The organism is Nocardia sp. NPDC005746 (assembly GCF_040630785.1).
Lineage (GTDB): Bacteria > Actinomycetota > Actinomycetes > Mycobacteriales > Mycobacteriaceae > Nocardia.
The window spans coordinates 22436-47147 of record NZ_JBEXYE010000005.1; the positions used below are offsets into that span (position 1 = coordinate 22436).

Genomic DNA, 24712 nt, shown 5'->3' on the forward strand with positions numbered 1-24712 from the left:
CCTTCGCCAGATGTGTCCAGGCTGACCCGGAGGTAGATCACTGAACGAACTGTCACGGTGGACACGAAAGGTTATTTAGGTTGAAGCGCGGTCAACTGCGGATCTATCTGGGTGCCGCCCCCGGCGTAGGCAAGACCTACTCGATGCTCGCCGAAGCCCATCGGCGGCTCGAGCGCGGTCGCGACGTCGTGGCCGCCGTCGTGGAGACCCACGGCCGCAGCAAGACCGCCGATCTGCTCGCCGGAATCGAGCGCATTCCGCCCAAGCTGGTCGAGTACCGCGGCGCGACACTGCCCGAACTCGATGTCGAGGCGGTGCTGCGGCGGCACCCCGCCGTCGTGCTGGTGGACGAGCTGGCGCACACCAACATTCCCGGCGGTAAGCACGAGAAGCGCTGGCAGGACGTGCAGGACCTGCTCGACGCGGGCATCGACGTGGTGTCCACGGTCAATGTGCAGCACCTCGAGAGCCTCAACGACGTGGTCGAGCAGATCACCGGCGTCGTGCAGCGGGAAACCGTCCCGGACTGGGTGGTACGCGCCGCCGACCAGGTCGAACTGGTCGACATCACGCCGGAAGCGCTGCGGCGCAGAATGTCCCACGGCAATGTGTACGCCGCCGAGAAGGTCGACGCCGCGCTGCGCAACTACTTCCGGCCCGGCAACCTGACCGCGCTGCGCGAACTCGCGCTGCTGTGGCTCGCCGACCAGGTCGACGCCGCGCTCGCCAAATACCGGGCCGACCACCAGATCACCACTACCTGGGAGGCGCGCGAACGCGTCGTGGTGGCGGTCACCGGAGGTCCGGAATCGGAGACCATCGTGCGGCGCGCCAGCCGCATCGCCGCCAAGTCCAGCGCCGAACTGATCGTGCTGCACATCGTGCGCGGCGACGGCCTCGCCGGAGTCTCCACCCAGCGCCTCACCCGCCTGCGCGACCTGGCCACCGGCCTCGACGCCGAATTGCACACCGTCACCGGCGAAGACGTCCCCACCGCGCTGCTGGATTTCGCGAGGCAGGTCAATGCCACCCAGCTGGTGCTGGGCACCTCCCGGCGATCGCGCTGGGCGCGCATGATCGACGAGGGCATCGGCGCCACCGTGGTGCAGCAGTCCGGCAAGATCGACGTCCACATGGTGACCCACGAGGAATCCAACAAGGGCGGCTTCCGGTGGTCCGCGCTGACCCGCCGGGAACGCAACCTGGGCTCCTGGTCCGCGGCTGTCCTGGTGCCGTCGCTGATCTGCGCGGTCATCTACTTCTGGTTCGACCGGCTGCTCGACCTCAGCGGCGAGAGCGCCCTGTTCTTCATCGGTGTCATCGCGGTGGCGCTGCTGGGCGGTGTCGCCCCGGCGGCGCTGTCCGCCTTGCTGTCCGGGGTGCTGCTGAACTGGTTCTTCACCGATCCGCGCTACAGCCTCACGATCGACCAGCTCGACAACTTCCTCACCATCGTGGTGCTACTGGTGGTGGCGGTCGCGGTGGCGGCGCTGGTGGATGTGGCGGCCAAGCGAACCTTCGAGGCGCGCAAGGCTTCTCGCCAGGCCGAGCTGCTGACCTTGTTCGCGGGCTCGGTGCTGCACGGCGCGAACCTGCAGGATCTGCTCGAACGCGCCCGGGAGACCTACGGCCAGGACGCGGTCAGCCTCGTCACCGACGACGAGGTGATCGCGTCGGTGGGAGATCAGCCGCCGACCAAGGCCGGCGACGCCGAGACCGCTGTGGAGGCGGGCGATGACATGCATTGGCTGCTCATGCGAGGACGAGCCGTGACGTCCGGGGACCGCCTGGTGCTGGGCGCGGTCGCGAACCAGGCGGCGGGACTGGTGCAGCAGAAACAGCTGCGCGCCGAGGCCAGCGCGGCCCAGGCGGTCATGGAGGCCGACAAGCTGCGCCGCGCACTGCTGTCGGCGGTCAGCCACGACCTGCGCACCCCGCTGGCCGCGGCCAAGGCGGCGGTGTCGAGCCTGCGCAGCGACGACGTGGAGTTCTCCCCCGAGGACACCGCCGAATTGCTGGAGACCATCGAGGAATCGGTGGATCAGCTGACCGCCCTGGTCGGCAATCTGCTGGACTCCTCACGCCTGGCGGTCGGGGTGATCAAGCCGCAGATGCGCAAGGTCTACCTCGACGAGGTGGTGCATCACGCGCTCATGGGGATGGGTACCCGCGGCATGCGCCGCACCACCATGGACCGGGTCAAGGTGGACGTCGGCACCATCGCGGTGTACGCGGATTCCGGCCTGCTGGAACGGGTCCTGGCCAACCTGATCGACAACGCCGCCCGCTACTCCCCCAGGGATTCGATGGTGCGGGTCGCTGCCGAGCAGGTCGGCGAGCGGGTCGCGATCACGGTGGTGGACACCGGGCCCGGGGTACCGACCGGCCTGGAGGATCAGCTCTTCGAGCCCTTCCAGCGGCTCGGCGATCGCGACACCTCCACCGGCGTCGGCCTCGGCCTGTCGGTGGTGCGCGGATTCGTGGACGCCATGGGCGGCGCGGTGCACGCCGAGCCCACCCCCGGTGGCGGCCTGACCATGGTGATAGATCTACCCGGGGGCGACGAACCCGCGGACACGACCGAGGAGAACAGGTGACCAACGCGGCGGCAGCGCCGATCAAAGTGCTGGTGGTCGACGACGAACCACAGATCCTGCGCGCCCTGCGCATCAATCTGTCGGTCCGCGGCTACGAGGTGACCACCGCCTCCACCGGCGCCGCCGCCCTGCGCGCCGCCGCCGAGAAGCACCCCGAGGTCATCATTCTCGACCTCGGCCTGCCCGATATGGACGGCATCGAGGTGCTGGGCGGGCTGCGCGGCTGGACCACCACCCCGGTCATCGTGCTGTCGGCCCGCACGGATTCCTCCGACAAGGTGGAGGCCCTGGACGCGGGCGCCGACGATTACGTCACCAAACCGTTCGGCATGGATGAACTGCTGGCCCGCCTGCGGGCTGCCGTGCGCCGCTCGGCCGTCACCGCCGACACCCCGGAACCGGTCATCGAAACCGCCTCCTTCACCGTCGATCTGGCGGCCAAGAAGGTCACCCGCCACGGCCGCGACGTCCACCTGACCCCCACCGAGTGGGGCGTGCTGGAGATGCTGGTCCGCCACCAGGGCAAACTGGTCGGCCGCCGGGAACTGCTGCGCGAGGTCTGGGGCCCGTCCTACGCCACCGAAACCCATTATCTGCGCGTCTATCTCGCCCAGCTCCGGCGCAAACTCGAGGACGACCCCTCGCAGCCCAAACACCTGCTCACCGAGGCGGGCATGGGCTACCGCTTCCAGTCGTAGAAGATCAGGGAACTCCCCGGGAGCTCCCTGATCCTGTTCGCAGCCCCGGGGTTCGGCAGGGCCGGCGTGGGTTCGGGTCACGACGGCGAATTCCCCGGGGTGCGGCCAGATTTGCCCGGAGCGGGTGACGGCCGGGCGTCCGCGCGGTGATGGGCGCGCGAACAGTAGCCGGGCATTCGCGACGGCTGCCGCGTGCTCAGCGCGTCGGCGGCGTGGCGCTCACCGGGTCATGCGCACCGGCAACGACTTGAGGCCGTTGTTGAGGTTCGAGCGAATGCGGCGGGCGTCGCCGGTCTGCTCCAGCTTCGGGAAGCGCGCCAACAGCTCCTCGAAGAACACCCGGCCCTCCAGCCGCGCCAGGTGCACGCCCAGGCAGAAGTGCTGGGCCAGGCCGAAGGACAGGTGCGGGTTGGGGTTGCGGCGGATGTCGAAGCGGCCGGAATCGGCGAACACGTCCTCGTCGCGATTGGCGGAGGTGTACCACATGGCCACCTTGTCGCCCGCCTTGATCGGGACGCCGCGGATCTCGGTGTCGGCGGTGGCGGTGCGGCGGAAGTAGTGCAGCGGGTTGGCGAAACGCAGGATCTCCTCCACCGCACCGGGAATCAGCGACGGGTCCTCGCGCATCGCCGCCAGCTGCTCGGGGTGCTGCATCAGCAGTTGCAGTCCCGACGACAGCATGGTCTTGGTGGTGTCGTTGCCCGCGGTCACCAACTGGGTGAAGAAGCTGCCGAACTCCAGATCCGACATGGCGGCTCCGCCGAAGGAACCGGCCAGGATGAGCGAGGTCAGATCCTCCTTCGGCGGCTCGGTGCGCCGCGCCATGGAGAACTGGATGGCGTAGATGGCCATATTGGTGAGCTCGGCCGTGACATCGAAATCGCCGACCAGATCCGGATCCTGTTGGCTGACCGACTGTTCGGCCCAGCGGCGCAGGCTCGGCCAGTCCTCCGCCGGAATCCCGAACAGGCCGCCGACCACCTGGCTGGGCAGCACGCCCGCCACGTCGTGCACGAATTCCACATCGCCGTCGACACTGTCGAGCAGGGCGACGGTGAGCTCGCGGACGCGGTCCTCCATATCGCCGACCACCCGCGCCTTGAAATGCTCGGCCAGCGGCTTGCGGTATTCGGTGTGCCGCGGCGGGTCCATCATGAGCAGCATGTTGCGGGTCTGCTCGAGCCGTTCGGGCGGCTGGTTCTCCAGGATCACGCCCTCGACCTCGGCGGAGAACAACTCCGGATGGCGGGCCACGTGCGCCACGTCCGCGTGCTTGAGGACCGCCCAGTACCCGGGCTCGCCCGGCATCTCCTGCCAGTGCACGGGATCGGTGCGCCGCAGCTCGGCGAAGATCTCGTGGATCGGTCCCGCCACATACAGCTCGGGGTCATAGATGTCGCTGACCGTGCCCACGGTCCACCTCGGTATTCACTTGCGGGTATGCCTGTTTCGCTTCGGACGCTAATCCCGGACGCGATCCGGCGGCGCGGTTCCGGAGGGCGGTCCCAGTCAGTGGACCGCCATGAACCACCATGGACGCCATGTCTGTTGCCGCGATCGTGTTCGACATGGACGGTGTGCTCATCGACACCGAACCCATCTGGGAGGAGGTGCGGCGCGAGTACATCGACGAGATGCGCGGACGCTGGCTGCCCGACACCCAGGACCGGTTCATGGGGATGAGCACCGCGGAATGGTCGCGGTACCTGAGCGAGGACCTGCTCGACGGCCGCCGCACCCCCGACGAGGTCGCCGAGGACGTCATCTCGCGCATGGCCGCCCGCTACGCCGACCACCTCCCGCTCATGCCCGACGCGGTCGCCACCGTGCGCCGGCTGGCCGCGAGCTACACCCTCGGCCTGGCCAGTTCCTCCCCGCGCCGGCTCATCGACGTGGTGCTCGACCACATGGGCGTCACCGACCTGTTCGCGGCCACGGTGTCCACCGAGGAAGTCGAGCGCGGCAAGCCCGCCCCCGACGGCTACCTCGAGGCCGCCGCCCGCCTCGGCCTGGCCCCGGGCGTCTGCGTGGCGATCGAGGATTCCAGCAATGGCCTGCGCGCCGCGCACGCCGCCGGGATGACGGTGATCGCCGTCCCGCACCCCACTTATCCGCCCGCCGCCGACGCCCTCGCCGCGGCCGCCTACGTGGCCGACAACCTGACCCAGGTCACATCGGAGCTGGTGGCGGAATTCGGCTGACCACCTCGGTGTTCCGAACGATCGGCGACCGGATGGTCGTCCCGGGTGACCAAAATGGGAGGATTTGACCCATGTCCGAACAGATCGCCGCACCGCAGACCCCCGCCATCGACCCGGCGGCCGAGCCGGTCAAGCTGTGGGCCGAACGCACCGGCACCCGCGCTTACACCGGCCGCAACAACCGCGGCGGCGAAGTGCTGATCGCGTCCGCGGGCGTGCCGGGCGCGTTCACCCCGGGTGAGCTGCTGAAGATCGCGCTCGCCGGCTGCACCGGCCTGAGCGCCGACTTCACCCTCGCGCGCCGCCTGGGCGACGCCTTCGACGCCACCGTCCACGTCTCCGGCGACGCCGACCGCGAGAACGAGCTCTACCCCGAGCTCAACGAGGAAGTCGAGCTGGACCTGAGCGAACTCGACGAGGAGTCTCGGCAGCGGCTGCTGGTCGCCGCGCAGCGCGCCATCGACAAAGTGTGCACCGTGGGCCGCACTCTCAAGACGGGCACCACGGTCAACCTGACCTTCCGCGTCGACGAATGAGCGACGATCCGGTCCGGCTCAGCGCCTGGGTGCACGGCATGGTCCAGGGCGTCGGCTTCCGCTGGTGGACCCGCGCCCGCGCCCTGGAGCTCGGCCTGACCGGTTACGCCCGCAATCATCGCGACGGGCGCGTACACGTCATCGCCGAAGGCCCCCGCGATGCCTGCGAATCGCTGCTCGGCCTGCTACGTTCCGGTACAACACCGGGACGGGTAAGCCTGGTGGTGGAAGACTGGGGTACCGCCGCGGGCGGAATGACAGGATTCGAAGAACGCTAACGCGCGGCGAGCCCACGGAGTCGACGAATGGCCACTGACCGTCCCGGCGGTCCGGACAACCCGGACCGTCCCACCCCCGACCCCGCGCATCCGTCCGAACCCCCCAGTCCTCCCAGCGAATCCGCCACGTCCGATTCACCCGGCGAATCCGGTTCCGAGCCTTCGGGTCCCACGCCGACGCTCCGGTTCCCCGCCGGGGACCCCGGTGGCGGGAGCCATCCGACGCCGCCACCATCCGGAGCATCCGCGACCCCGCCGGATGCGGGCGGACCTCACCCGACCCATCCGCTCGCCGGTGAATCCCACGGCGGCGCGGGCACTTTCGGCAGCCCCGGCGCAGCCCCGCTCGGCGCGGTCGCCCCGCCGCCCGGGGTCGAGCCGCCGTTCACCCTGCCGATGCCCTCGCTGGAACCCGACGCACCGCCGGTGCCCGCGGTTCCGCAGCCGCCGCGGCGCGGGAGCATCATCTCGCAGGAAGCCGGGATCACGCAGCCGCGCCCGCCGACGGTGGCCGAGGTGCGAGCCCGGGACAAGGCGCGCAAACGGGCCGAGGAGCAGCAGCAGGCGGAGGCGGAGGCCGCGGAAGCCAAGCAGCGCAAGAAGAAGCGGGTCCTGATCGGCGGGGCCGCCGTGGCAGGCATCGCGGCGCTGGTCGGCGGCGGCTACCTGGTGGCCTCGGCGTGGAGCGGACCCGACGTCACCGCGTCCTGCACGGTGGTCGCCGACAAGGGCGAGATCGTGCCGATCGGCAATGGGCAGACCGTGACCGCCGACCGCGACAACCAGGAGATCGTGGTCCCGGACAACTACTGCTCGAGCGCCACATCCGGCGGGCATCCCGGAACGCACACCAGTACGTTCATCTACCTGGGCCACTCCTACCGCTACTACTACGGCGGCAACACCACCATCGGGCGCGCGCCCACCGGTGGCACCACGGTGGCCCCCAAGGGCGCGACAGTGAAGACCAAGAGCGGCAGCACGATTCAGCGCGGCGGCCTCGGAGCGAAGATCGGTGGAGGTTCCTAGTGCGGCGGGTTCGCAGCACTCCGCGGCCGGGCTGGCAGCGGATCATCGAGGGGCAGGGTCTGGTCTACGGCTCGCCCGGGCAGTACCCCGACGGCCGGCCGCGGCCCTACTGGGACGAATCGGTGCACTACGAGTTCGACATGGACGAGATCCTCGCCATGGAGGCGCAGGTCGAGGTGCTGCACTCGATGTGCCTGCACGCGGTCGAACAGGTCGTCCTGATGGAGCGTTTCGCCGATTTCGGTCTGCCGCAATGGAGCTGGGAGCACATCACCAAGTCCTGGCACCGCTCCGACCCGCACGTCTACGGCCGCTTCGACCTGCGCTACGACGGCCGCGGCCCGGCGAAACTGCTGGAGTACAACGCCGATACGCCCACCTCCCTGCTGGAGGCGGCGATCGTGCAGTGGCACTGGCTGACCGACACCCACCCCGACGACGATCAGTGGAATTCCCTGCACGAGAAGCTGGTCGAGCGCTGGGGTGAACTGCGCGAGAACCTGCCGGGCAGTCAGCTGCACTTCACCTGGTCGGGTTCGGACGGTTCCGGCGAGGACAACGTCACCACCGCGTACATGCAGGAGACCGCCGCCGAGGCCGGGTTCGACACCATCGCCCTGCCCATCGAGGAGGTTGGATTCGACACGGAGCTGGACCGTTTCGTGGATCTGGCCGAGGCTCCGATCGAGGCGATCTTCAAGCTGTACCCGTGGGAATGGGCGCTGGACGACGACTTCGGCCGCCGCGTGGTGGAGTCGCTGCCGGAAACCATGTGGATCGAACCGCTGTGGAAGACGCTGCTGTCGAACAAGGCGATCCTGGCGGTGCTGTGGGAGATGTACCCCGGCCACCCCAATCTGCTGCCCACCTACCTCGACGACCCGCACGAGCTCACCGAGTACATCCGCAAGCCCAAACTGGGCCGCGAGGGCGCGAACATGACCATCGTCGGCGCCGGCCTGGAAACCGCGACCGGCGGCGTCTACGGCGAGGAGGGCTACGTCTACCAATTGCTGGACCCGCTGCCCGAATTCGACGGTATGCGACCGGTACTCGGTGCTTGGATCGTGGGCGACACGTCCGCGGGACTGGGCATCCGGGAGACCGTCGGCCTGATCACCGATGACAGCTCCACCTTCGTCCCGCACCGCATCCCGCAGTAACCACACCTCGGAGGACCACCGATGACCACCGCTCTCGCCCTCGAAGCCGGGTATTGGCATTCACTCGGCCGCGGCGTAGGCGCCATCCTGGCCTACGCCCTGCTCGGACTGGCGCTCATGCTGATCGGCTTCCAGGCTGTGGACGTGACCACCCCCGGCCCGCTGCGCGCCATGGTGGCGCGCGGCCTGCCCAACGCCGTCGTCGTCAGCGCGTCGGCCATGATCAGCATGGCGCTGATCGTGGTCCTGGCCATCTACGCCCAGGCGGGCAAGCTGTCCGAGGGGCTGCTGGCCGCCACCGTCTACGGCCTGGTCGGCATTGTGGCCCAGGTGATCTCGGTGCGCGTGCTCGAATTCGTGATCGGCATCGATATCGGCGAACTGCTGAGGAAGCCGGAATTCAGCACCGAGTCCCTGGTGGTGGCGGCCGCTCAGTTCTCGATCGGCCTGGTGGTCGCGTTCGCGATCCTCTGACCGCTAGCGGACCCGGCTGTACTTGATGAAGGCCACGCCGTCCTCGAAGATCCGGCTGGTGAGCACCCGGAACTTCGCCGGTTCGGGCAGCCGTCCGGCGGCTCCGAACAGCGGCCGCCCGTGCCCCAGCACGATCGGGTACAGCTTCAGGAACACCTGATCGATCTCCGGCAGCAGGGTCTGGGCGAGCTCACCGCCGCCGCACAGCCAGATGCCGAGCCCCTTCTCCCGCTTGAGTTCCCGCACCCGCGCGAGCGGATCCTCCGAGATCAGGTCCACCCCGGCCGCGGGGCTCTCCGGCAGCGTCGTGGACACCACGAACTGCCGCAGATGCGAGTACGGGCTGGACGTGCCGGTCCGCACACCGAAGTCGTGGGTCTTGCGCCCCATGATCACGGTGTCGAAGTTCTGGCACGGTCTGTCGACGCCGAGCACCTGACGAACCTTGGTCGGCAGCGTCTCGGGATACTGCGCCATGATCGCGGGCCCGTGATCACCCCCGACCGGGAAGAAGTCGACCGAGCCGTCATCGGTGGCGATGTATCCGTCGATGGTGGCCGCGACGTAGTAAGTCAGTTTGCGCATGTGTTCCTCCAGCCGGCACCACGCGTGCCGCTACTGAAAAGGTAGCGCCTGAACCTGAACGACAGGCCGGGTCCGAGATAGTCGGATCGCCCGGCTCGGAAGAAAACCTGCTGGTCTCGGGCGCGGAACCGCCCTTGACGACGCAGTCTCGCGTTAATCGAACGCTTCATGAACTTTCCCCGTTCGTGCGCTCCACGATCCTCAGCCGCGGGGGCGGGGCTGGCAGCGGGGGCAGGAGAAGGAGGAGCGGTTCATGAACTTCTCGCGGCGCATGAGGGCGCCGCAGCGGCGGCAGGGCTCATCCTCACGGCCGTACGCGTTGAGGGAGCGTTCGAAGTAGCCGGATTGGCCGTTCACATTGACGTAGAGGGCGTCGAAGGAGGTGCCGCCCGCGCGGAGGGCCTCGTCCATGACGGTGCGGGTCTCGGCGAGCAGGGTGTGCAGGGCGGGGCGGGTCAGCTTGGCGGCGGGGCGCTCGCCGTGGATCTTCGCTCGCCACAACGCCTCATCGGCGTAGATGTTGCCGACGCCGGAGACAACGGTCTGGTCGAGCAGGAGGCGCTTGATCTCGGATTGCTTGCCGCGCAAGGTCTTCACCACGGCGTCGGCGTCGAAACGCTCGTCGAGGGGGTCGCGGGCGATGTGGGCCGCGGATTCCGGGATCCAGGTGCCGTTCACCTCGACCAGGTCGGAGAGCTGCCAGCCGCCGAAGGTGCGCTGGTCGACGAAACGGAGTTCATTGCCGTCGTCGAGGGTGGCGATGATGTGCGCGTGCTTCTCGAGCGGCGCGGACGTGGGCTGGACCAGCATCTGCCCGGACATGCCGAGGTGCACGACCAGGGAGGTGTCGGGCTCGTCGAAGGTGAGCCACAGGAATTTGCCCCGCCGGTGCGCGGCGTCGACGCGCAGACCGGTCAGCCGGGCGGCGAGGTCGTCCCCGCCGAACGCGTGCCGCCGCACCGAACGCGGGTGCTTGACGGTCACGCTGTCCAGGACGCGGCCCACCACATGCTCGGTGAGTCCGCGCCGGACGACTTCGACCTCGGGAAGTTCGGGCATCTAGCTCTGCGAGCCGTCGGCCACGGTGCCCTCGGGCGCGTTATCGGCGTTCAACGACCGGTAGGCCGCGCCCGCGGCCTTCTGCTCCGCTTCCTTCTTGGAGCGGCCCACCCCCTGGCCGTAACCCTTCCCGCCGATCACCGCGGTGGCGGTGAACTCCTTGTCGTGGTCGGGTCCGGTGGAGGTGATCTCGTAACTGGGCACGCCGATGCCGCGCTCGGCGGTCAGCTCCTGCAGGCTCGTCTTCCAGTCGAGCCCGGCCCCCATCCGGGGACCGCGCTCGAGCAGAGCGGCGAACAGGCGCAGCACCACTTCCCGCGCGACATCGATGCCGTGCTGCAGGTGCACCGCACCCAGCAACGACTCCATGCCATCGGCGAGAATGCTGGGCTTGTCCCGGCCGCCGGTGAGCTCCTCGCCCTTACCGAGCAGGAGATGGCGGCCGAGACCGCCGGCCCCGAGCCCGCGAGCGACCTCGGCGAGCGCGTGCATGTTGACAACGCTCGCACGCAGCTTCGCCAGTTCGCCCTCGGACTTGTCCGGGTGCTCCAGATACAGGCGCTCGGTAATGCTCAGGCCGAGCACCGAATCGCCCAGGAATTCCAGGCGCTCGTTGGTCGGCAGGCCACCGTTCTCGTAGGCGTACGACCGGTGCGTGAGCGCGAGGCGCAACAGCTCCGGCTGTACGTCTACGCCGAGCGCCTCGAGCAGGCTGGCATGGTCGGCGGCGTCACCTACGGCGGGAATATCCGCCGCGTCCTTGCTGGCGGTCACGGTGGGCTATACGCGAATCAGATCGCGGAGGTGACCTGACGGCCCTTGTAGGTGCCGCAGCTCGGGCACGCGATGTGCGGCAGGGTCTGCTGACCGCAGGCGCGGTTCGGGCAGGTGATCAGGGTCGGCGCGGTGGCCTTCCACTGGCTGCGACGCGCGTGGGTGTTGGCACGGGACATCCGGCGCTTCGGAACGGCCACGACTAGCTCTCCTCTGTCTTACTTGCGGCACCGTTGTGTCCCGCAAGGGTGGAATCGGTTGATGGGTCCGACGCAGTGTCTGCATCGGTGGACTCAGCGGTGAAATTCGCGAGCCCGGCCCAGCGAGGGTCAAGTATCTCATGACCGTGGCCGGAACCCGCAATCGCCATCTTGACGCCGCATTCCGGGCACAAACCCGCACAGTCCGGCTCGCACAGCGGCTGCAGCGGCAGCTCCATGCCGACGCCGTCGACGATCACCGGTTCGAGGTCGATGAAATCGTCCACCAGACGCGGGATCTCGTCTTCCTCGGTGGTCTGCTCGGTCGCGCTGTCCGGGTAGGCGAACAGCTCGGTCAGCTGCAACTCGAGCTCGTCGGTGAACGAGTCCAGGCAGCGCGAGCATTCGCCCTCGATGGGAGCGGTGACCGTGCCGGTGACGAGGACACCCTCGGAGACCGACTGCAGCGTGAGATCCAGCTCGACATCGGCACCGGCCGGGATCGCGACGAGATCGAGGCCGATCTTCTCCGCGGTCGTCACGGTGCGACGCAGCTCTTTGATGGATCCCGGGGCGCGTCCGAGACTGCGTACATCCAGCACGAAACCCGCGTCGGTCATCTTGTGACGATGACGCGAGGCATTACCGGAATCGGCGGACATCTCTGAACTCACCTTTGCGCTGGCTGGGGATGGGCAACCACCCAACAATACCGAAAGCCCCGCTCGCGACCCAAATGGGCAGAATTCAATTGCCCTTCGCTTCGCTCCGGGCGGGTTCGCGGCCCCTGGTCCCGATTCTTCCCTCCTCCGCTCCTCCGCTTCGCTCCCCCGCTCCAAGGCGGAGGTCTATCGAGCCGCAGTCCAGAATCGGGACGGCCGCGAACTTCGGGTGATGTTCAGCAATGGAAGAGACTTGGTGCGGAACCGGGTTGTCGATCAGCGGCGGAAGCCGGGAGAGTCGGTGCGGAACTCGGAGGCGTAGTCCGGCACGGACGAGCCCGAACGCACCTGGTGGCGGCCGCGGCCGATGATGCGCAGGGTGGTGTGCAGGGTCTCCTCGAAGTCGGCGAGCTTGCCGTCGACGTAGTCGTCGCATTCGGAGCGCAGGCGGTCGGAGTTGGCCTGGGCGGTGTCGATGAGCCGGGCGGACTCGGTGTGGGCGGCCCGGACGACTTCGGTCTGGGAGACCAGGCGATCCTGTTCGGCCTTGCCCTCGGCGACCGAGCGGTCATAGGAGGCCTGGCCGGCGGCGGCGAGACGGTCGGCCTCGTCGCGGGCACGGCCGGTGAGGGAGTCGTACTCCTTCTTACCGTCGGACACTGTGCGCTCGGCCTCCTCCTCGGCCGAGGCGACCAGGTGGTCGGCGTGGGCGCGGGCCTCGGCGACCATGCGGTCGGCGTGGGCCTTGGCGTCGGCCAGGATGCGGTCGGCCTCCTCGCGGGCCGAGGACACGGTGTGGTGGGCCTGGTCGTTGGCGGTCTTGACCGTGGTCTCGGCACCGGTGCGGGCGTCGGTGACGATCTTGTCGCGGTGATCGAGCACGTCCTGGGCGTCGTCGAGCTCGCCGGGCAGCGCCTCGCGGACGTCGTCGAGTAGCTCCAGCACCTCGCCGCGCGGCACGATGCAGTTTCGGGTCGGCGGGATGCCGCGGGCCTCTTCGATGATGGCCACCAGTTCGTCGAGCGCTTCGAATACCCGGTACATGTGCTACCCCACTCTCCTGCCAGGACTCACGGCGAGACTCTCCGCTTCCGCCAGTCTGCCAATCTCCGCGCTGTCAACAAGGTCCGACACGGCGTGTCGCGGGTTTTCCGCAACATGGCCTAGTTCACAGATCGTGACCCGAAAACAAGTGGAGGAAATAGCTCCACTTGGTTTACCGTTGATGAGCAAGACAAGTAACGGTGTGTTCGGATGGGGTAGACGATGGCTGTCCACGAGATTCCGGAGCGGGCGACGATGCCCGTGCCCGGTCTGGTGCACACCTACACCCTCGGTTCCGAAGCCTTCGCCTACGGCTCCGAGGCGTTCGACCGGAGCACCGACGCCCTGCGCGCGACCGGCGTCCGCTGGTCGGCCCGGATCGGGGCCTGGCTGCGCGGCGATGCCGCCCTCGCGCAATTGATCCGCTTCGCCCTCGTCGGCGGCCTCAGCAATGTCGGATACATCCTGCTGTTCCTCGCCCTCTACGGCGGCGGCGCGCAGGTGGCCAATCTGGCCGGATCCATCGTGAGCACCGCGCTCGCCAACGAGATGCACCGGCGGCTCACCTTCCAGGCCGCGGACCGGGTGCGCTGGTACACCGCGCAGATCGAGGGCGGGGCGCTGGCGCTGGCCGGGCTCGCCATCACCTCGGCGGGTCTGGCGATTCTCGAGGTCACCGCACCGGGCATGGGCGATATCGCCGAAGCCGTTGCCGTCCTGGGCATTACGGCCGTGGTGGGCACCATGCGCTTCCTCACCCTGCGGCTCTGGGTGTTCTGAGCCCACTCCCCCACATGTTCTCCGCGAACGCGGGAACCCCTTTCGGCGCGTCGACGTCCAAGCCAGTATCGACGACGAAAGGGGTTCCGACATGGACCGCGGGCGCGGATGCCTTGGGGGACGGCGGGATACGAGCGGACCACGACCCCAGCGACCCCCGGGGCGGGGGTGTGGATCGTGCGTGCGGCACCGGCGTCCGCGGCCGCCCCGGCAGGAGGGCTGATGACCACCGTGGCGACGACCACCGCCACCGGAGCAGCGGCGACCGGCTCGGCCGAATCCCCGGTGACCGACGCAACCGAGCCCACGACGACCAGCCGGGCACCGGTGAGAACCGCGGACGGTGGACGGCATTGCGGGGCACGGGAATCCCGGACGGCGCTGCTCGCGGGGTGTGGCGCGCAGCGTGGCCCGGGACGGCATTCGGGTGCCGGACCGCGGAGCAGATCCGGGCAGCGGGTGCACGAACCGATGCCGACCGCGCTGGACCGGCGGGAACAGCATCGCCAATTGGTCGGGGCTCTGCTGCCGGAGATGGCCGCGGGCAGTGTGGTGAGTCATCAGTCGGCGGCGGTGCTGTACGGGACCACGCTGTGGCGGACGCCGTTGGACCGGGTGTGCGTGACCCGCAATCGCAAGGGCGGCGGGCGGACCCGCCCGTTCGCGAAAGTCCATGGCTCGCCGGTGGATCGCGCGGTCGAGGTCGACGGGCTGCCGGTCACCACCCCGGCGCGGACCGTGGTGGATCTGGCGCTGACGCTGCCGTTCGAGGCGGCGGTCGTCGCCGGTGACGCGCTGGCGGGCAGGTTCGGACTGACTCCGGCCGAACTGGGCGAGGAGATCGCGCAGGCCAAGGGCCGCTACGGCATCGGCCAGGCGAAGGAGGTGATCGCCCTGCTCGACGGCCGCAGCCAGAGCATCGGGGAATCGCTCAGCCGCACCATGATCGAGCGGCACGCGCTGCCGCTGCCGAGCTCCCAGGGCAATGTGCTGACCCCGGACGGCCGCTTCGTGGCGCGCGTCGACTTCTATTACGAGTCCGAGGGCGTGCTGTGCGAGTTCGACGGCCCCACCGAATACGGCCGCCTGCTCCGCCCGGGCCAAGACGTCGCCGCAGCCATCCATCGTGAGCGAATCCGCGAAACCTACCTGCGCGCCCTGGGTTTCGAGGTGGTCCGCTGGACCTGGGACGACGTGATCCGCGACCGCGCCGCCCGCCGCCTGCGCGCCGCGCTCTCCCGATCCCGCCCGCGACCCGACGGCCGGATCGAACCTGCCCCGGCCTTACCCGCCCACCCGGCCCTGATCCGCGCGCTGTGACACAGCGGCGGCGGCCGAGGTACACGGCACCTCGGATACGGCCGGGCCCGGATCAACAACGACGTGGGGCCTCCCACACGTGAACTTCAGCGACGAGGGGTCTCCCCGGTCAACTTCATCGGCGAGGGGCGACAACGCACTCACGGCGCGGGGCGACAAGGCAGTCCCGGCGCGGGGGGCGGCAACGCACTCACAGCGGGGGCGACGAGGCAGTCCCGGCACGGGGACCTCGAGGCGGCCTGACCAAATGGGGTCACCGGGAAGACGGCGGCGGGGGCAGGCGGCTCGAATCCGGGTCCTCGCTGGGCCGTATGGGGTTGCGGCCCAGCGGGTTCCGGTCGGTCAGGCGTTGGCCTTGCGTTCGGCGATGCGGGCCATGAGGCGCTTGTGGACGGCCGGGGGCAGCAGGTCGGCGATGTCGCCGCCGAGCGTCGCGACCTCCTTGACCAACGAGCTGGAGACGAAGCTGTAGGCGGGGTTGGTGGCGATGAAGTAGGTGTCGACGCCGGTGAGCTTGCGGTTCATCTGCGCCATCTGGACTTCGTAGCCGTAGTCGGTGGCGTCGCGCAGGCCCTTGACGATCGCGGTGATGCCCTGCTGCTTGGCGAAGTCCACCAGCAGTCCGCGCCAGGATTCCACGCGCACGTTGGGCAGGTGGGCGGTCACCTCGCGGATCAGCTCCATGCGTTCCTCGACGGTGAACATCCCCTGCTTGTTGGGGTTCACCACCACGGTCACCACCACCTCGTCGAATTGCTCGGCGGCGCGGGCGATCACGTCGAGATGTCCGTTGGTCACCGGGTCGAAGGACCCGGGGCACAGTGCTCCAGCCATGGCCGCACGCTACCGCACTCCGGGGCGCCATCCGCGTCCGCCCCAAACTTCACAAAGCTGATATGCCTGGTCAGCTATGGTTTGCAACCCGGAAACCGCGGAACGTGGTGTCGTTCGAGAACGACTCCGTCGGCCGCTCCCGATTCAGGCTTCGGCCACGACCGGGAACCCGAAGGCCGGGACCAGGGCCGGGTCGTTGAACGCGGTGATGCGGGCGACGCGGGAGCCGATCAGCGTCAGCACCTGAATTCCGTACGCCTCGTAACGCCCCTCGGCCGAGCGTTTGTACACGACGAACGCGGGCTGCCCGTTCGCGCGGACCGGGAGCATGCGCCACAGGCCGCGGCTGAGGATTCGAGCGGTGAGGAATCCGGCGACGGCGTCGCGGCCGGTGAACCAGGTTGGGGTGGGCGGCATCTCCATCTCGACGTCGGCGCGCAGCAGGGCGACCAGCGCGGCGTGGTCGGCGGTGGTGAACGCGGTGACGTAGTCGTCGAGCAGGCGACGCTGCATCCGTTCATCGGGTTCCGCCAGATCGGTCTGTACCGGGCCCGCCTGCGCCAGCCGGGATCTGGCCCGCCGCAGCGCGCTGTCCACGGCGGTGGGGGTCGTGTCGAGGATGGCGGCGACCTCGGCGGAACGGAAGGCGAGCACGTCGCGCAGCGTGAGGACGGCGCGCTGCCGGGCGGGCAGAAGTTGCAGTGCCGCAAGGAAAGCCAGCCGCACCCCGGTCCGGTCCGCGACGATCGCGGCCGGGTCGTCGAAACCGAACAACGCGTCCGGCGCGGGCTGCAGCCAGGGCACGGTGGGTTCGCGCGCCGCGACGGCCACCCGGTGATCGTCCTCGGGCGCCCCCAGCCCCGACGGCAGCGGCCTGCGTGCCCGTCCTTCCAACGCGGTCAGACACGCCATGGTCGCGATCTTGTACAGCCAGTTCCGTACCGACGCGCGCCCCTCGAACCCCCCGAATCCCCGCCAGGCCCGCAGGTAGGTCTCCTGCACCAGATCCTCGGCATCGTGGATCGACCCCAGCATCCGATAGCAGTGCGCGAGTAGTTCGGGCCGGAATCGCTCGGTGAGACCGGCGAATTCGCGTTCGGAGGGCCGCTCGACGGCAGCCGCTCCGACACCGCCGGACACCCGCTCGGTGGCCGACATCCGCTCGCCGCCGGCCGGCCGCTCCGTGCCGGACATCCGCCCCGTGCCGGACGTCGGCTCGACGTCCGACGACCGTTCGGTGCCGCGGTGGCGTTCGATGCCGGGGGACATATCCCATGCTCCTGTGGGTGCGCTGATGGTCATGGTCGCGCCGCCTCAGCCGATCAGCCGCAGCCCGGCGCCGCTCACCAAGTATTCCGCCGCGCTCCCCGGATCCCCGGCAAGTTCCAGCACCGCTTTGCCGACCTGTTCGGGTGTGAGCGCGGGCCCCATCTCCGCGACGTAGGTGTCGACGTCGATGCCCTGCCGGGCGGCATACCCCGCGACCGCCGTCGCCCCGAGCCCGGTGGCCGGGGTCAGCCGGGGCAGCAGGGCCACGAACCGAATCCCGAGGCCGGCCCGCTCCGACTCGTCCGCCGCATAGGTCCGGATGAACCGGATCGCCGACTTGGCCCCGGCGTATCCGCCGCTCAGCGGCGACCCGTTCAATGCGGCCCCGCTCGACATGGCGATCACCACGCTGCCCGGCGTCAAGGGTTCGCGCAGCGCGGCCCCGGTCCACACGAACGCGTGCTTCGTGTCGGTCTGCCAGTTGCGGGTGAAGCTCTCCCAGCTCTGCTCGTGGATCGGCGCCAGCGGCGGCGTGGCCCCCGCGTTGAGCACCAGCACCGCCGGCCGGAATTCGTGAATCACGCGCTGCGCCACCGCTTCGTCGGTGGCATCGGCGGTGACGGGTACGAACGCCGCCCCGAGCTCGTCCGCCACCTGTCCCAGCGCCTGCCCGTCGCGGGCTATACCGACGACCTTCATCCCCGAGGCGACGAGCGCGGCGGCGATTCCCCGCCCGAATCCCCGGCTCGCACCCGTGACCACCGCGGTCTGCTTCGGCTCCGTCATCACGCACTCCCAACTCCGGTCTGTTCCTGTCAGGTATTGAGACCAGCGGAAGGTGAGGAATCCGTCGGGTGCCGCCCAAGAATTTCGCGAGGACCGGTCGGCCCTCAGGACCGGCGTGCGGGGAGGTCGTCGAGGTGGATGCGGTTCTGGAGGAAGCCGGTGAGCCAGACGTCGTCGAGGGTGGGGTTGTGTTCGGCGTCGATCATGCCGGGTTCGGCGTCGGGGATGACGGGGCGTTCGCTCATGATGGCGCGGCCGAGCAGGTGGGAGCCGTCCCAGGTCTGGCGGATGCCGAAGCCCGCGTGGGTGTCGCGGAAGGTCTGCATGTGCGGGAAGATCTCCGAGCAGCTCGGCTCGGTGCCGTCGGCGCGGGTGAAGTTGACGAACAGCCGATTCGTGCGCATGCCGACCTCGGCGTTGTAGACGTGGCCTACGCGCGCGAGATCGACCAGGACGATGGGCGTGGTGATCGTCGAGGGGCTGGTGCCCGCGTCCAAGGGGAATATCGAATACAGCCAGCGCAATTCACGACCGGCCTGGGTGACGTGATAGTGATGCCACACTTTTCGCAGCGGGGCGAGCTGTTGCTCGTCGGAGATGAACCGCGCGGACAGGGAACCGGCCAGGGTATTCCGGATGCTGTCGTGGGATGCCCGGGCGGAACCGCCGATCCCGTCGGCGACATCGGTCAGCCGCTCGGTCACGGCCGTCAGGACCCGCGAGTTCTCGGCGACGACATCGGACATCATGCGCGAGACCGCGCTGAGGCCGCGTTCGACGTTGGTGCGGGAGAAGAGATCCTGCATCGACGCGCCGACAATGCCGCCGCCCACCGCGGTCAGCGCTCCGGCGATGATGGTGTCGATCGGGGCGACGACCTTGCCGCCGGAACTCGAGATGATGCCCCACATCGAGCCCAGGACGGTGACGAGGATTCCGATGATCAGCGTGACTTTGGCGGCGGTATTGCTGCTCACCGGCGGCTCGGGCGGCGGGGTCGGGGTGGTCATGGCCGCGCCTCGGTGGAGGCGGCGGACAGCTGGAATCGGGGTACCGGCGCCGCGTCGGTGCAGGCGAGCTGCGCGGCCAGGTGGCCGCTGGTGATGGTGAATTTGAAGCCGTGCCCGGAGCAGGCGCTCAGCAGCACCGCCGCGCCGCCCGGCAGGCGGTCGATCACGAAATCCTTTGCTGCCGTGTTCGTGTAGTGGCAGGTCCGGACTTCGCGGAGGGTGAGTTGCCGGGAGTTCAGGGCCAGCCGTTCGCGCAGATACTCGAGTTGCGCGTCGACCGACGCCTTCAGTTCGGCGTCCTCGATCGGCTGGTCGGCGTCCACGATGGTCGCGGGCTCGTGGACGCCCATGATCTGTACACCGTTGCCCGCGTTGACCATCCCGTACCACTCGTCGGCCGTGACGTCCATCCAGCTGCACCCGCGGCCGTCCGCGATGGGCTCGGTCGATTCGCAGACGATCTGATATTGGCGGGTGACGGTGATACTGGCGGCGGCAGCCGGTGCGAATCGCCCGAATTGTCCACCGGCGGCGATGATCACGCGATCCACGCGCACCGGCCCGTCCGACGTCACCACCGTAACGGCGCCGCCCGTCTCGTCGATCGCCGAGACGGCGGCATGCTCGCGGAGGGTCACGCCGAGCGCCCGCGCCCGTATCGCGAGCGCGGGCAGCACCGATGCCGGAGTCATCATCCCGGCACTGCGTTCGTAGACGCCGATTTCCCCGGCGCGCAGACGCAATCCGGTCCGCGTGGCCGACGCACCGCCGGTGAGGATTTCGCAGTCCTGCCCCGACCGTTCGAGCGATGCGATGACCGCGGCGGTCCCCGATTCCCCGCCGATCCCGAAGTGCAGCATCCCGCACAGATCGATCAACGACGTTCCGGTGTCGTGCTCGAGCCGCTCCCAGCGTGGCCGGGTATCGCGCATCAGCTCGGCGTAGAACGGGTCCGTGTAACCGAACCTGATGATCTTCGACCGTCCCGCGGAGGCCGCGGAGTCGGCGCCGATGGCGCTCCGATCGAATCCGATGACCGACCACCCGAGTTCCGCGGCCGCCAGGCACGCGGACAGCCCCGCGGCCCCCAGGCCGATGACGGCAACGCGTCCTGTGTGCACCGCTGGAACCCCCTCACCGCGATCGCTCACCCCGAGGTGATTCTATCGATCGCGGCCGGGGTACACCCGCCGAAACTGCGAAAGCCCTTGTGTCAGTAGGCTTCGGCGAATTCTGCGAAGTCGAGGCGGGTCTCGCCGTAGGTGCGGGACTTCAGGGGTACGAAGCCGTCGGGCCAGACCACTTCGGGTGAGCGGGTAGAGCGTTCGACGACGATGAGGGCGTCGTCGTGGAGCCAGCCGTGCTCGGCCAGCGAGCGCAGGTCGGATTGCACGTCGGCGACGTCGAGGTCGTAGGGCGGATCCGAGAAGACCAGGTCGTAGCGTTCGGGGGCAGCGCCCGAGAGAACGGAGGCGACGCTGTTCTGGCGGAGTTCCGCCCCGGGGAGGCCGAGGTCGCCGATATTGCCGCGGATGATGGCGGCGGCCTTGCGGTCCGCCTCGATCAGGAGGGCATGGGAAGCGCCGCGGGACAGGGCTTCCAGGGCCAGGGCCCCCGAGCCCGCATAGAGGTCGAGGACGTGCAGGCCGTCGAAATCCATGCGGGCGTGCAGGAAGCTGAACAGGGCCTCGCGCACGCGGTCGGAGGTGGGGCGGGTGCCCGCCGGGGGGACGCGTAGGCGTCGGCCCCCGGCGGTACCTGCCACGATGCGGGTCATTCGGCGGCGGTCTCGTTCAGGTTCACGTCGACGAGCAGGTCGCCGCCCTCCACCTGCTGGACCTTGGCGATGGCGACGCGGCGCACCACACCGCCGCGCGGGGCGGTGATGGCGGCTTCCATCTTCATGGCCTCGATGGTGCCGATGGTGTCACCCGCGGACACCGAATCGCCTTCGGAGACGGCCAGGGTCACCACACCGGCGAACGGGGCGGCGATGTGACCGGCGTTGTTCCGGTCGGCCTTCTCCGCCGCCGGGATCTCGCTGGCGATGGAGCGGTCGCGCACCTGGATGGGGCGCAGCTGCCCGTTGAGGATGCACATGACCGAGCGCATGCCGCGCTCGTCGGGCTCGGAGATGGCTTCCAGGCCGATGAGCAGGGTGACGCCCTTGTCCAGCTGGACGTGGTGTTCCTCGTCGTGGCGCAGGCCGTAGAAGAACTGGTTGGCCGACAGCCCGGTGGTGTCGCCGTACTTCTCGCGGTGAGCGATGAATTCGGCGGTGGGTCCGGGGAACAGCAGCCGGTTGAGGGTGGCGCGGCGTTCGGCGGAGGTGCCGTTCAGTCCGGCCTCGTCGGCGGCGGTGAGCTGGGTTTCCGGCTTGGCGGGACCGCGGCCTTCGAGGGCGCGGCTGCGGAACGGCTCGGGCCAGCCACCGGCCGGGGTGCCGAGTTCGCCACGCAGGAAGCCGATCACCGAGTCCGGGATGTCGTAGCGGGCGGGGTCGGCGGCGAAGTCGTCGACGTCGACGCCGCTGCCGACCAGCGCCAGCGCCAGGTCGCCGACCACCTTGGAGGACGGGGTGACCTTGACCAGGCGGCCCAGCATCCGGTCCGCCGCGGCGTATTTCGCCTCGACCTCCTCAAACTGGTCGCCCAGACCCAGCGCGATGGCCTGCTGGCGCAGGTTCGACAGCTGCCCGCCGGGGATCTCGTGGTGGTAGACGCGGCCCGTCGGGCCCGGCAGCCCGGACTCGAAGGGCGCGTACACCTTTCGCAGCGCTTCCCAGTACGGCTCGAGGTCGCACACGTTCTGCAGGTTCAGCCCGGTGTCGTAGGGCGAGTTCGCGGCCGCGGCGACGATGGCCGAGAGCGCGGGCTGCGAGGTGGTGCCCGCCATGGGCGCGGACGCGCCGTCCACGGCGTCGGCCCCGGCCTGCCAGGCGGCGAGGTAGGTGGCCAGCTGGCCGCCCGGGGTGTCGTGGGTGTGCACGTGCACCGGCAGGTCGAACTCCCGCCGCAGCGCCGTGACCAGGGTGGACGCGGCGGGCGCGCGCAGCAGACCGGCCATGTCCTTGATGCCGATGACGTGCGCCCCTGCCTCGACGATCTGCTCGGCGAGCTTGAGGTAGTAGTCGAGGGTGTAGAGGTCCTCGTTCGGGTTGGACAGGTCGCCGGTGTAGGACAGCGCGACTTCGGCCAGGGCCGTGCCGGTTTCGCGGACGGCGTCGATGGCCGGGCGCATCTGGTCGACATTGTTGAGCGCGTCGAAGATGCGGAAGATGTCGATGCCGGTGGCGGTGGCCTCGGAAACGAAAGCGCGCGTGACCTTCTCGGGGTACGGCGTGTAGCCGACGGTGTTGCGGCCGCGCAGCAGCATCTGCAGGTTGATGTTCGGCACGGCTTCGCGCAGCGCGGCGAGCCGCTCCCACGGGTCCTCGTAGAGGAAGCGCAGCGCCACGTCGTAGGTCGCGCCGCCCCAGCATTCGATGGACAGCAGTTCGGGCGTCATGCGCGCCACGTGCCCGGCCACGTCGAGCAGGCCGTTGGTGCGTACCCGGGTGGCGAGCAGCGACTGGTGCGCGTCACGGAAGGTGGTGTCGGTGACGGCCACGCCCTCCCGGTTGCGCAGCCACTGCGAGAAGCCTTCGGGGCCGAGCTCGAGCAGCCGTTGCCGCGAGCCCGCCGGCGGCGGCACGGTCAGGTCGAGGGCGGGCAGCTTGTCGTGCGGGTACACCTTGGTCGGCCGTGAGCCGTGCGGCTTGTTCACGGTGATGTCGGCCAGGTAGTTGAGGATCTTGGTGCCGCGGTCCGCGGAGCTCTTCAACGTGAGCAGCTGCGGCCGCTCGTCGATGAACGACGTGGTGACCCGGCCGGCCCGGAAGTCCGGGTCGTCGAGCACCGCCATCAGGAACGGGATGTTGGTCGTCACGCCGCGGATGCGGAACTCGGCGACCGCGCGCCGGGCCCGCGCCACCGCGGCGGTGAAGTCGCGGCCCCGGCAGGTCAGCTTGACCAGCATGGAGTCGAAGTAGGCGCCGACCTCCGCGCCGACGTTCGCGCCACCGTCGAGGCGCACGCCCGCGCCGCCCGGGGAGCGGTAGCCGGTGATGCGGCCGGTGTCGGGGCGGAAGCCGTTGGCCGGGTCCTCGGTGGTGATGCGGCACTGCAGGGCGGCGCCGCGAATGTGGATGGCGTCCTGGCTCAGGCCGAGGTCCGCGAGGCTCTCCCCCGCCGCGATGCGCAGCTGTGACTGCACCAGGTCGACGTCGGTGATCTCCTCGGTCACGGTGTGCTCGACCTGGATGCGCGGGTTCATCTCGATGAACACGTGGTTGCCGCGCTCGTCGAGCAGGAATTCCACGGTGCCCGCGCAGGAGTAGCCGATCTGCTCGGCGAAGGCCACGGCGTCCGCGCAAATGCGGTCGCGCAGTGCGGGATCCAGGTTCGGGGCGGGCGCGAGCTCGATCACCTTCTGGTGGCGGCGCTGCAGCGAGCAGTCGCGCTCGTAGAGGTGGATGACATTGCCGTGCTGGTCGGCGAGGATCTGCACCTCGATGTGGCGGGGGTTGACCACCGCCTGCTCGAGGAACACGGTCGCGTCGCCGAAGGCAGATTCGGCCTCGCGCGCGGCGGCCTCGATGGACTCGCGCAGCTGGGCCGGGTCCGCGACGCGGCGCATACCGCGACCGCCGCCACCGGCGACGGCCTTCACGAACAGCGGGAACTCCATCGACTCCGAGGCCGTCATCAGCGCGTCCACGTCGGCGGACGGCTCGCTGGACTTCAGGACCGGCAGTCCGGCGGCCTTGGCCGCGGCGATGGCGCGGGCCTTGTTGCCGGTCAGTTCGAGCACCGAGGCGGCCGGGCCGATGAAGGTGATGCCCTCGCGGGCACAGGCGGCGGCCAGGTCCGGGTTCTCCGACAGGAAGCCGTAGCCGGGGTAGATGGCGTCCGCGCCCGCGCTCTTGGCGGCCTCGATGATGCCCTCGACCGACAGATACGCGCGGACGGGGTGACCGGGCTCACCGATCTGGTACGCCTCGTCGGCCTTGAGCCGGTGCACGGAGTTGCGGTCCTCGTACGGAAAAACCGCGACGGTACCGATGCCGAGTTCGTAGGCCGCGCGGAAGGCGCGAATGGCGATCTCGCCGCGGTTGGCGACCAGGACTTTGGAGAACATGCGTAGAAGGTACCTGCCCGGGGATACGGATCGGGCATCGAAGTCCCGTTCGGTGCAATCTTCACAGGCCGGACTCTCCGCTTGCGAATTTGTGTTAATCACCGCGATACATGCCTGCCGGTGAGGGTTACGCGCCTCCGACCACGGAATTCGCCGCCGTGCTAACGGAGACCGGTCCGGCAGCGGCCGGGCGGGGCGCGCGGACCGAGACGTCACGGTGCCCGGATTGCCGCGC

24 protein-coding genes are annotated in these 24712 nt (G+C 69.3%); 10 read left to right on the top strand and 14 right to left on the bottom strand.

Annotation, left to right across the window (positions count from 1 at the left end):
* The first annotated feature begins 80 nt into the window (after positions 1-80).
* Positions 81-2597 carry a sensor histidine kinase KdpD gene (locus ABZ412_RS11035; protein ID WP_357279084.1) on the top strand — a complete coding sequence of 839 codons (2517 nt, stop codon included), beginning with the start codon at positions 81-83 and terminating at the stop codon, positions 2595-2597.
* A complete protein-coding gene (locus ABZ412_RS11040) occupies positions 2594-3295 on the top strand; it encodes a response regulator (protein WP_357279086.1) in 702 nt (233 codons plus the stop codon). The genes ABZ412_RS11035 and ABZ412_RS11040 overlap by 4 nt, the downstream gene beginning before the upstream one ends.
* A gap of 219 nt (positions 3296-3514) precedes the next feature.
* Here ABZ412_RS11040 and ABZ412_RS11045 read toward each other — a convergent pair whose 3' ends face one another.
* On the bottom strand, positions 3515-4708 hold the full coding sequence (locus ABZ412_RS11045) for a cytochrome P450 (RefSeq protein WP_357279089.1): 1194 nt from the start codon (positions 4706-4708) through the stop codon (positions 3515-3517).
* Between the two features lie 128 nt (positions 4709-4836).
* On the opposite strand from ABZ412_RS11045, the gene ABZ412_RS11050 reads away from it, so the two are divergent.
* From ABZ412_RS11050 to ABZ412_RS11075, 6 genes are all read left to right on the top strand, one after another.
* Complete coding sequence (locus tag ABZ412_RS11050; protein WP_357279091.1) at positions 4837-5496, top strand: HAD family phosphatase; 660 nt, start codon at positions 4837-4839, stop codon at positions 5494-5496.
* Positions 5497-5567: 71 nt separating this feature from the next.
* The gene (locus tag ABZ412_RS11055) at positions 5568-6032 is read left to right on the top strand and encodes an OsmC family protein (RefSeq protein ID WP_357279094.1); all 465 of its coding nucleotides are present in this window, start codon (positions 5568-5570) and stop codon (positions 6030-6032) included.
* Positions 6029-6310 carry an acylphosphatase gene (locus tag ABZ412_RS11060; RefSeq protein ID WP_357279096.1) on the top strand — a complete coding sequence of 94 codons (282 nt, stop codon included), beginning with the start codon at positions 6029-6031 and terminating at the stop codon, positions 6308-6310. Before ABZ412_RS11055 ends, ABZ412_RS11060 begins: the two co-directional genes overlap by 4 nt.
* Positions 6311-6337: 27 nt before the next feature.
* Positions 6338-7339 (top strand): hypothetical protein, encoded by a 1002-nt coding sequence (locus tag ABZ412_RS11065; protein WP_357279098.1) that lies wholly within the window; start codon positions 6338-6340, stop codon positions 7337-7339.
* The gene (locus tag ABZ412_RS11070; protein WP_357279100.1) at positions 7339-8502 is read left to right on the top strand and encodes a glutathionylspermidine synthase family protein; all 1164 of its coding nucleotides are present in this window, start codon (positions 7339-7341) and stop codon (positions 8500-8502) included. The genes ABZ412_RS11065 and ABZ412_RS11070 overlap by 1 nt, the downstream gene beginning before the upstream one ends.
* Before the next feature lie 21 nt (positions 8503-8523).
* Positions 8524-8976: a DUF350 domain-containing protein gene (locus ABZ412_RS11075; protein WP_357279103.1), complete on the top strand. Its 453-nt coding sequence runs from the start codon at positions 8524-8526 to the stop codon at positions 8974-8976.
* A 3-nt stretch (positions 8977-8979) separates the two neighbouring features.
* Here the strand turns inward: ABZ412_RS11075 and ABZ412_RS11080 are convergent, their stop codons facing one another.
* The 6 genes from ABZ412_RS11080 to ABZ412_RS11105 all read right to left on the bottom strand — a co-directional run bounded on the left by ABZ412_RS11080 (position 8980) and on the right by ABZ412_RS11105 (position 13300).
* Entirely contained in the window at positions 8980-9561 is a 582-nt protein-coding gene (locus ABZ412_RS11080; protein ID WP_357279105.1) for a dihydrofolate reductase family protein, read from the bottom strand.
* 201 nt (positions 9562-9762) lie between these two features.
* Complete coding sequence (gene mutM / locus ABZ412_RS11085; RefSeq protein WP_357279108.1) at positions 9763-10620, bottom strand: bifunctional DNA-formamidopyrimidine glycosylase/DNA-(apurinic or apyrimidinic site) lyase; 858 nt, start codon at positions 10618-10620, stop codon at positions 9763-9765.
* Positions 10621-11394 (bottom strand): ribonuclease III, encoded by a 774-nt coding sequence (gene rnc, locus ABZ412_RS11090; RefSeq protein ID WP_357279110.1) that lies wholly within the window; start codon positions 11392-11394, stop codon positions 10621-10623.
* Between the two features lie 17 nt (positions 11395-11411).
* Positions 11412-11594 carry a 50S ribosomal protein L32 gene (gene rpmF / locus ABZ412_RS11095; protein WP_033088742.1) on the bottom strand — a complete coding sequence of 61 codons (183 nt, stop codon included), beginning with the start codon at positions 11592-11594 and terminating at the stop codon, positions 11412-11414.
* Positions 11595-11596: 2 nt separating this feature from the next.
* The gene (locus ABZ412_RS11100; protein WP_357279113.1) at positions 11597-12256 is read right to left on the bottom strand and encodes a DUF177 domain-containing protein; all 660 of its coding nucleotides are present in this window, start codon (positions 12254-12256) and stop codon (positions 11597-11599) included.
* Between the two features lie 276 nt (positions 12257-12532).
* On the bottom strand, positions 12533-13300 hold the full coding sequence (locus ABZ412_RS11105; RefSeq protein WP_357279115.1) for a DivIVA domain-containing protein: 768 nt from the start codon (positions 13298-13300) through the stop codon (positions 12533-12535).
* Positions 13301-13522: 222 nt separating this feature from the next.
* Between ABZ412_RS11105 and ABZ412_RS11110 the strand changes: the two genes are divergently transcribed.
* Together ABZ412_RS11110 and ABZ412_RS11115 are read left to right on the top strand one after the other, a co-directional pair.
* On the top strand, positions 13523-14080 hold the full coding sequence (locus ABZ412_RS11110) for a GtrA family protein (RefSeq protein ID WP_357279117.1): 558 nt from the start codon (positions 13523-13525) through the stop codon (positions 14078-14080).
* Positions 14081-14302: 222 nt separating this feature from the next.
* Complete coding sequence (locus tag ABZ412_RS11115; protein ID WP_357279120.1) at positions 14303-15400, top strand: hypothetical protein; 1098 nt, start codon at positions 14303-14305, stop codon at positions 15398-15400.
* Between the two features lie 342 nt (positions 15401-15742).
* Here the strand turns inward: ABZ412_RS11115 and coaD are convergent, their stop codons facing one another.
* From coaD to ABZ412_RS11150, 7 genes are all read right to left on the bottom strand, one after another.
* Entirely contained in the window at positions 15743-16234 is a 492-nt protein-coding gene (gene coaD, locus ABZ412_RS11120) for a pantetheine-phosphate adenylyltransferase (RefSeq protein WP_357279122.1), read from the bottom strand.
* A gap of 144 nt (positions 16235-16378) precedes the next feature.
* A complete protein-coding gene (locus tag ABZ412_RS11125; RefSeq protein ID WP_357279125.1) occupies positions 16379-17503 on the bottom strand; it encodes an RNA polymerase subunit sigma-70 in 1125 nt (374 codons plus the stop codon).
* Between the two features lie 45 nt (positions 17504-17548).
* Positions 17549-18289 (bottom strand): SDR family oxidoreductase, encoded by a 741-nt coding sequence (locus ABZ412_RS11130; RefSeq protein WP_357279127.1) that lies wholly within the window; start codon positions 18287-18289, stop codon positions 17549-17551.
* A 104-nt stretch (positions 18290-18393) separates the two neighbouring features.
* Positions 18394-19299 carry a hypothetical protein gene (locus ABZ412_RS11135; RefSeq protein ID WP_357279129.1) on the bottom strand — a complete coding sequence of 302 codons (906 nt, stop codon included), beginning with the start codon at positions 19297-19299 and terminating at the stop codon, positions 18394-18396.
* Complete coding sequence (locus ABZ412_RS11140; protein WP_357279132.1) at positions 19296-20420, bottom strand: FAD-dependent oxidoreductase; 1125 nt, start codon at positions 20418-20420, stop codon at positions 19296-19298. The genes ABZ412_RS11135 and ABZ412_RS11140 overlap by 4 nt, the downstream gene beginning before the upstream one ends.
* Before the next feature lie 92 nt (positions 20421-20512).
* A complete protein-coding gene (gene rsmD, locus ABZ412_RS11145) occupies positions 20513-21076 on the bottom strand; it encodes a 16S rRNA (guanine(966)-N(2))-methyltransferase RsmD (RefSeq protein WP_357279135.1) in 564 nt (187 codons plus the stop codon).
* Positions 21073-24477, bottom strand: coding sequence for a pyruvate carboxylase (locus ABZ412_RS11150; protein WP_357279138.1), 3405 nt, complete (start codon positions 24475-24477; stop codon positions 21073-21075). Before ABZ412_RS11150 ends, rsmD begins: the two co-directional genes overlap by 4 nt.
* Between the last annotated feature and the right edge of the window lie 235 nt (positions 24478-24712).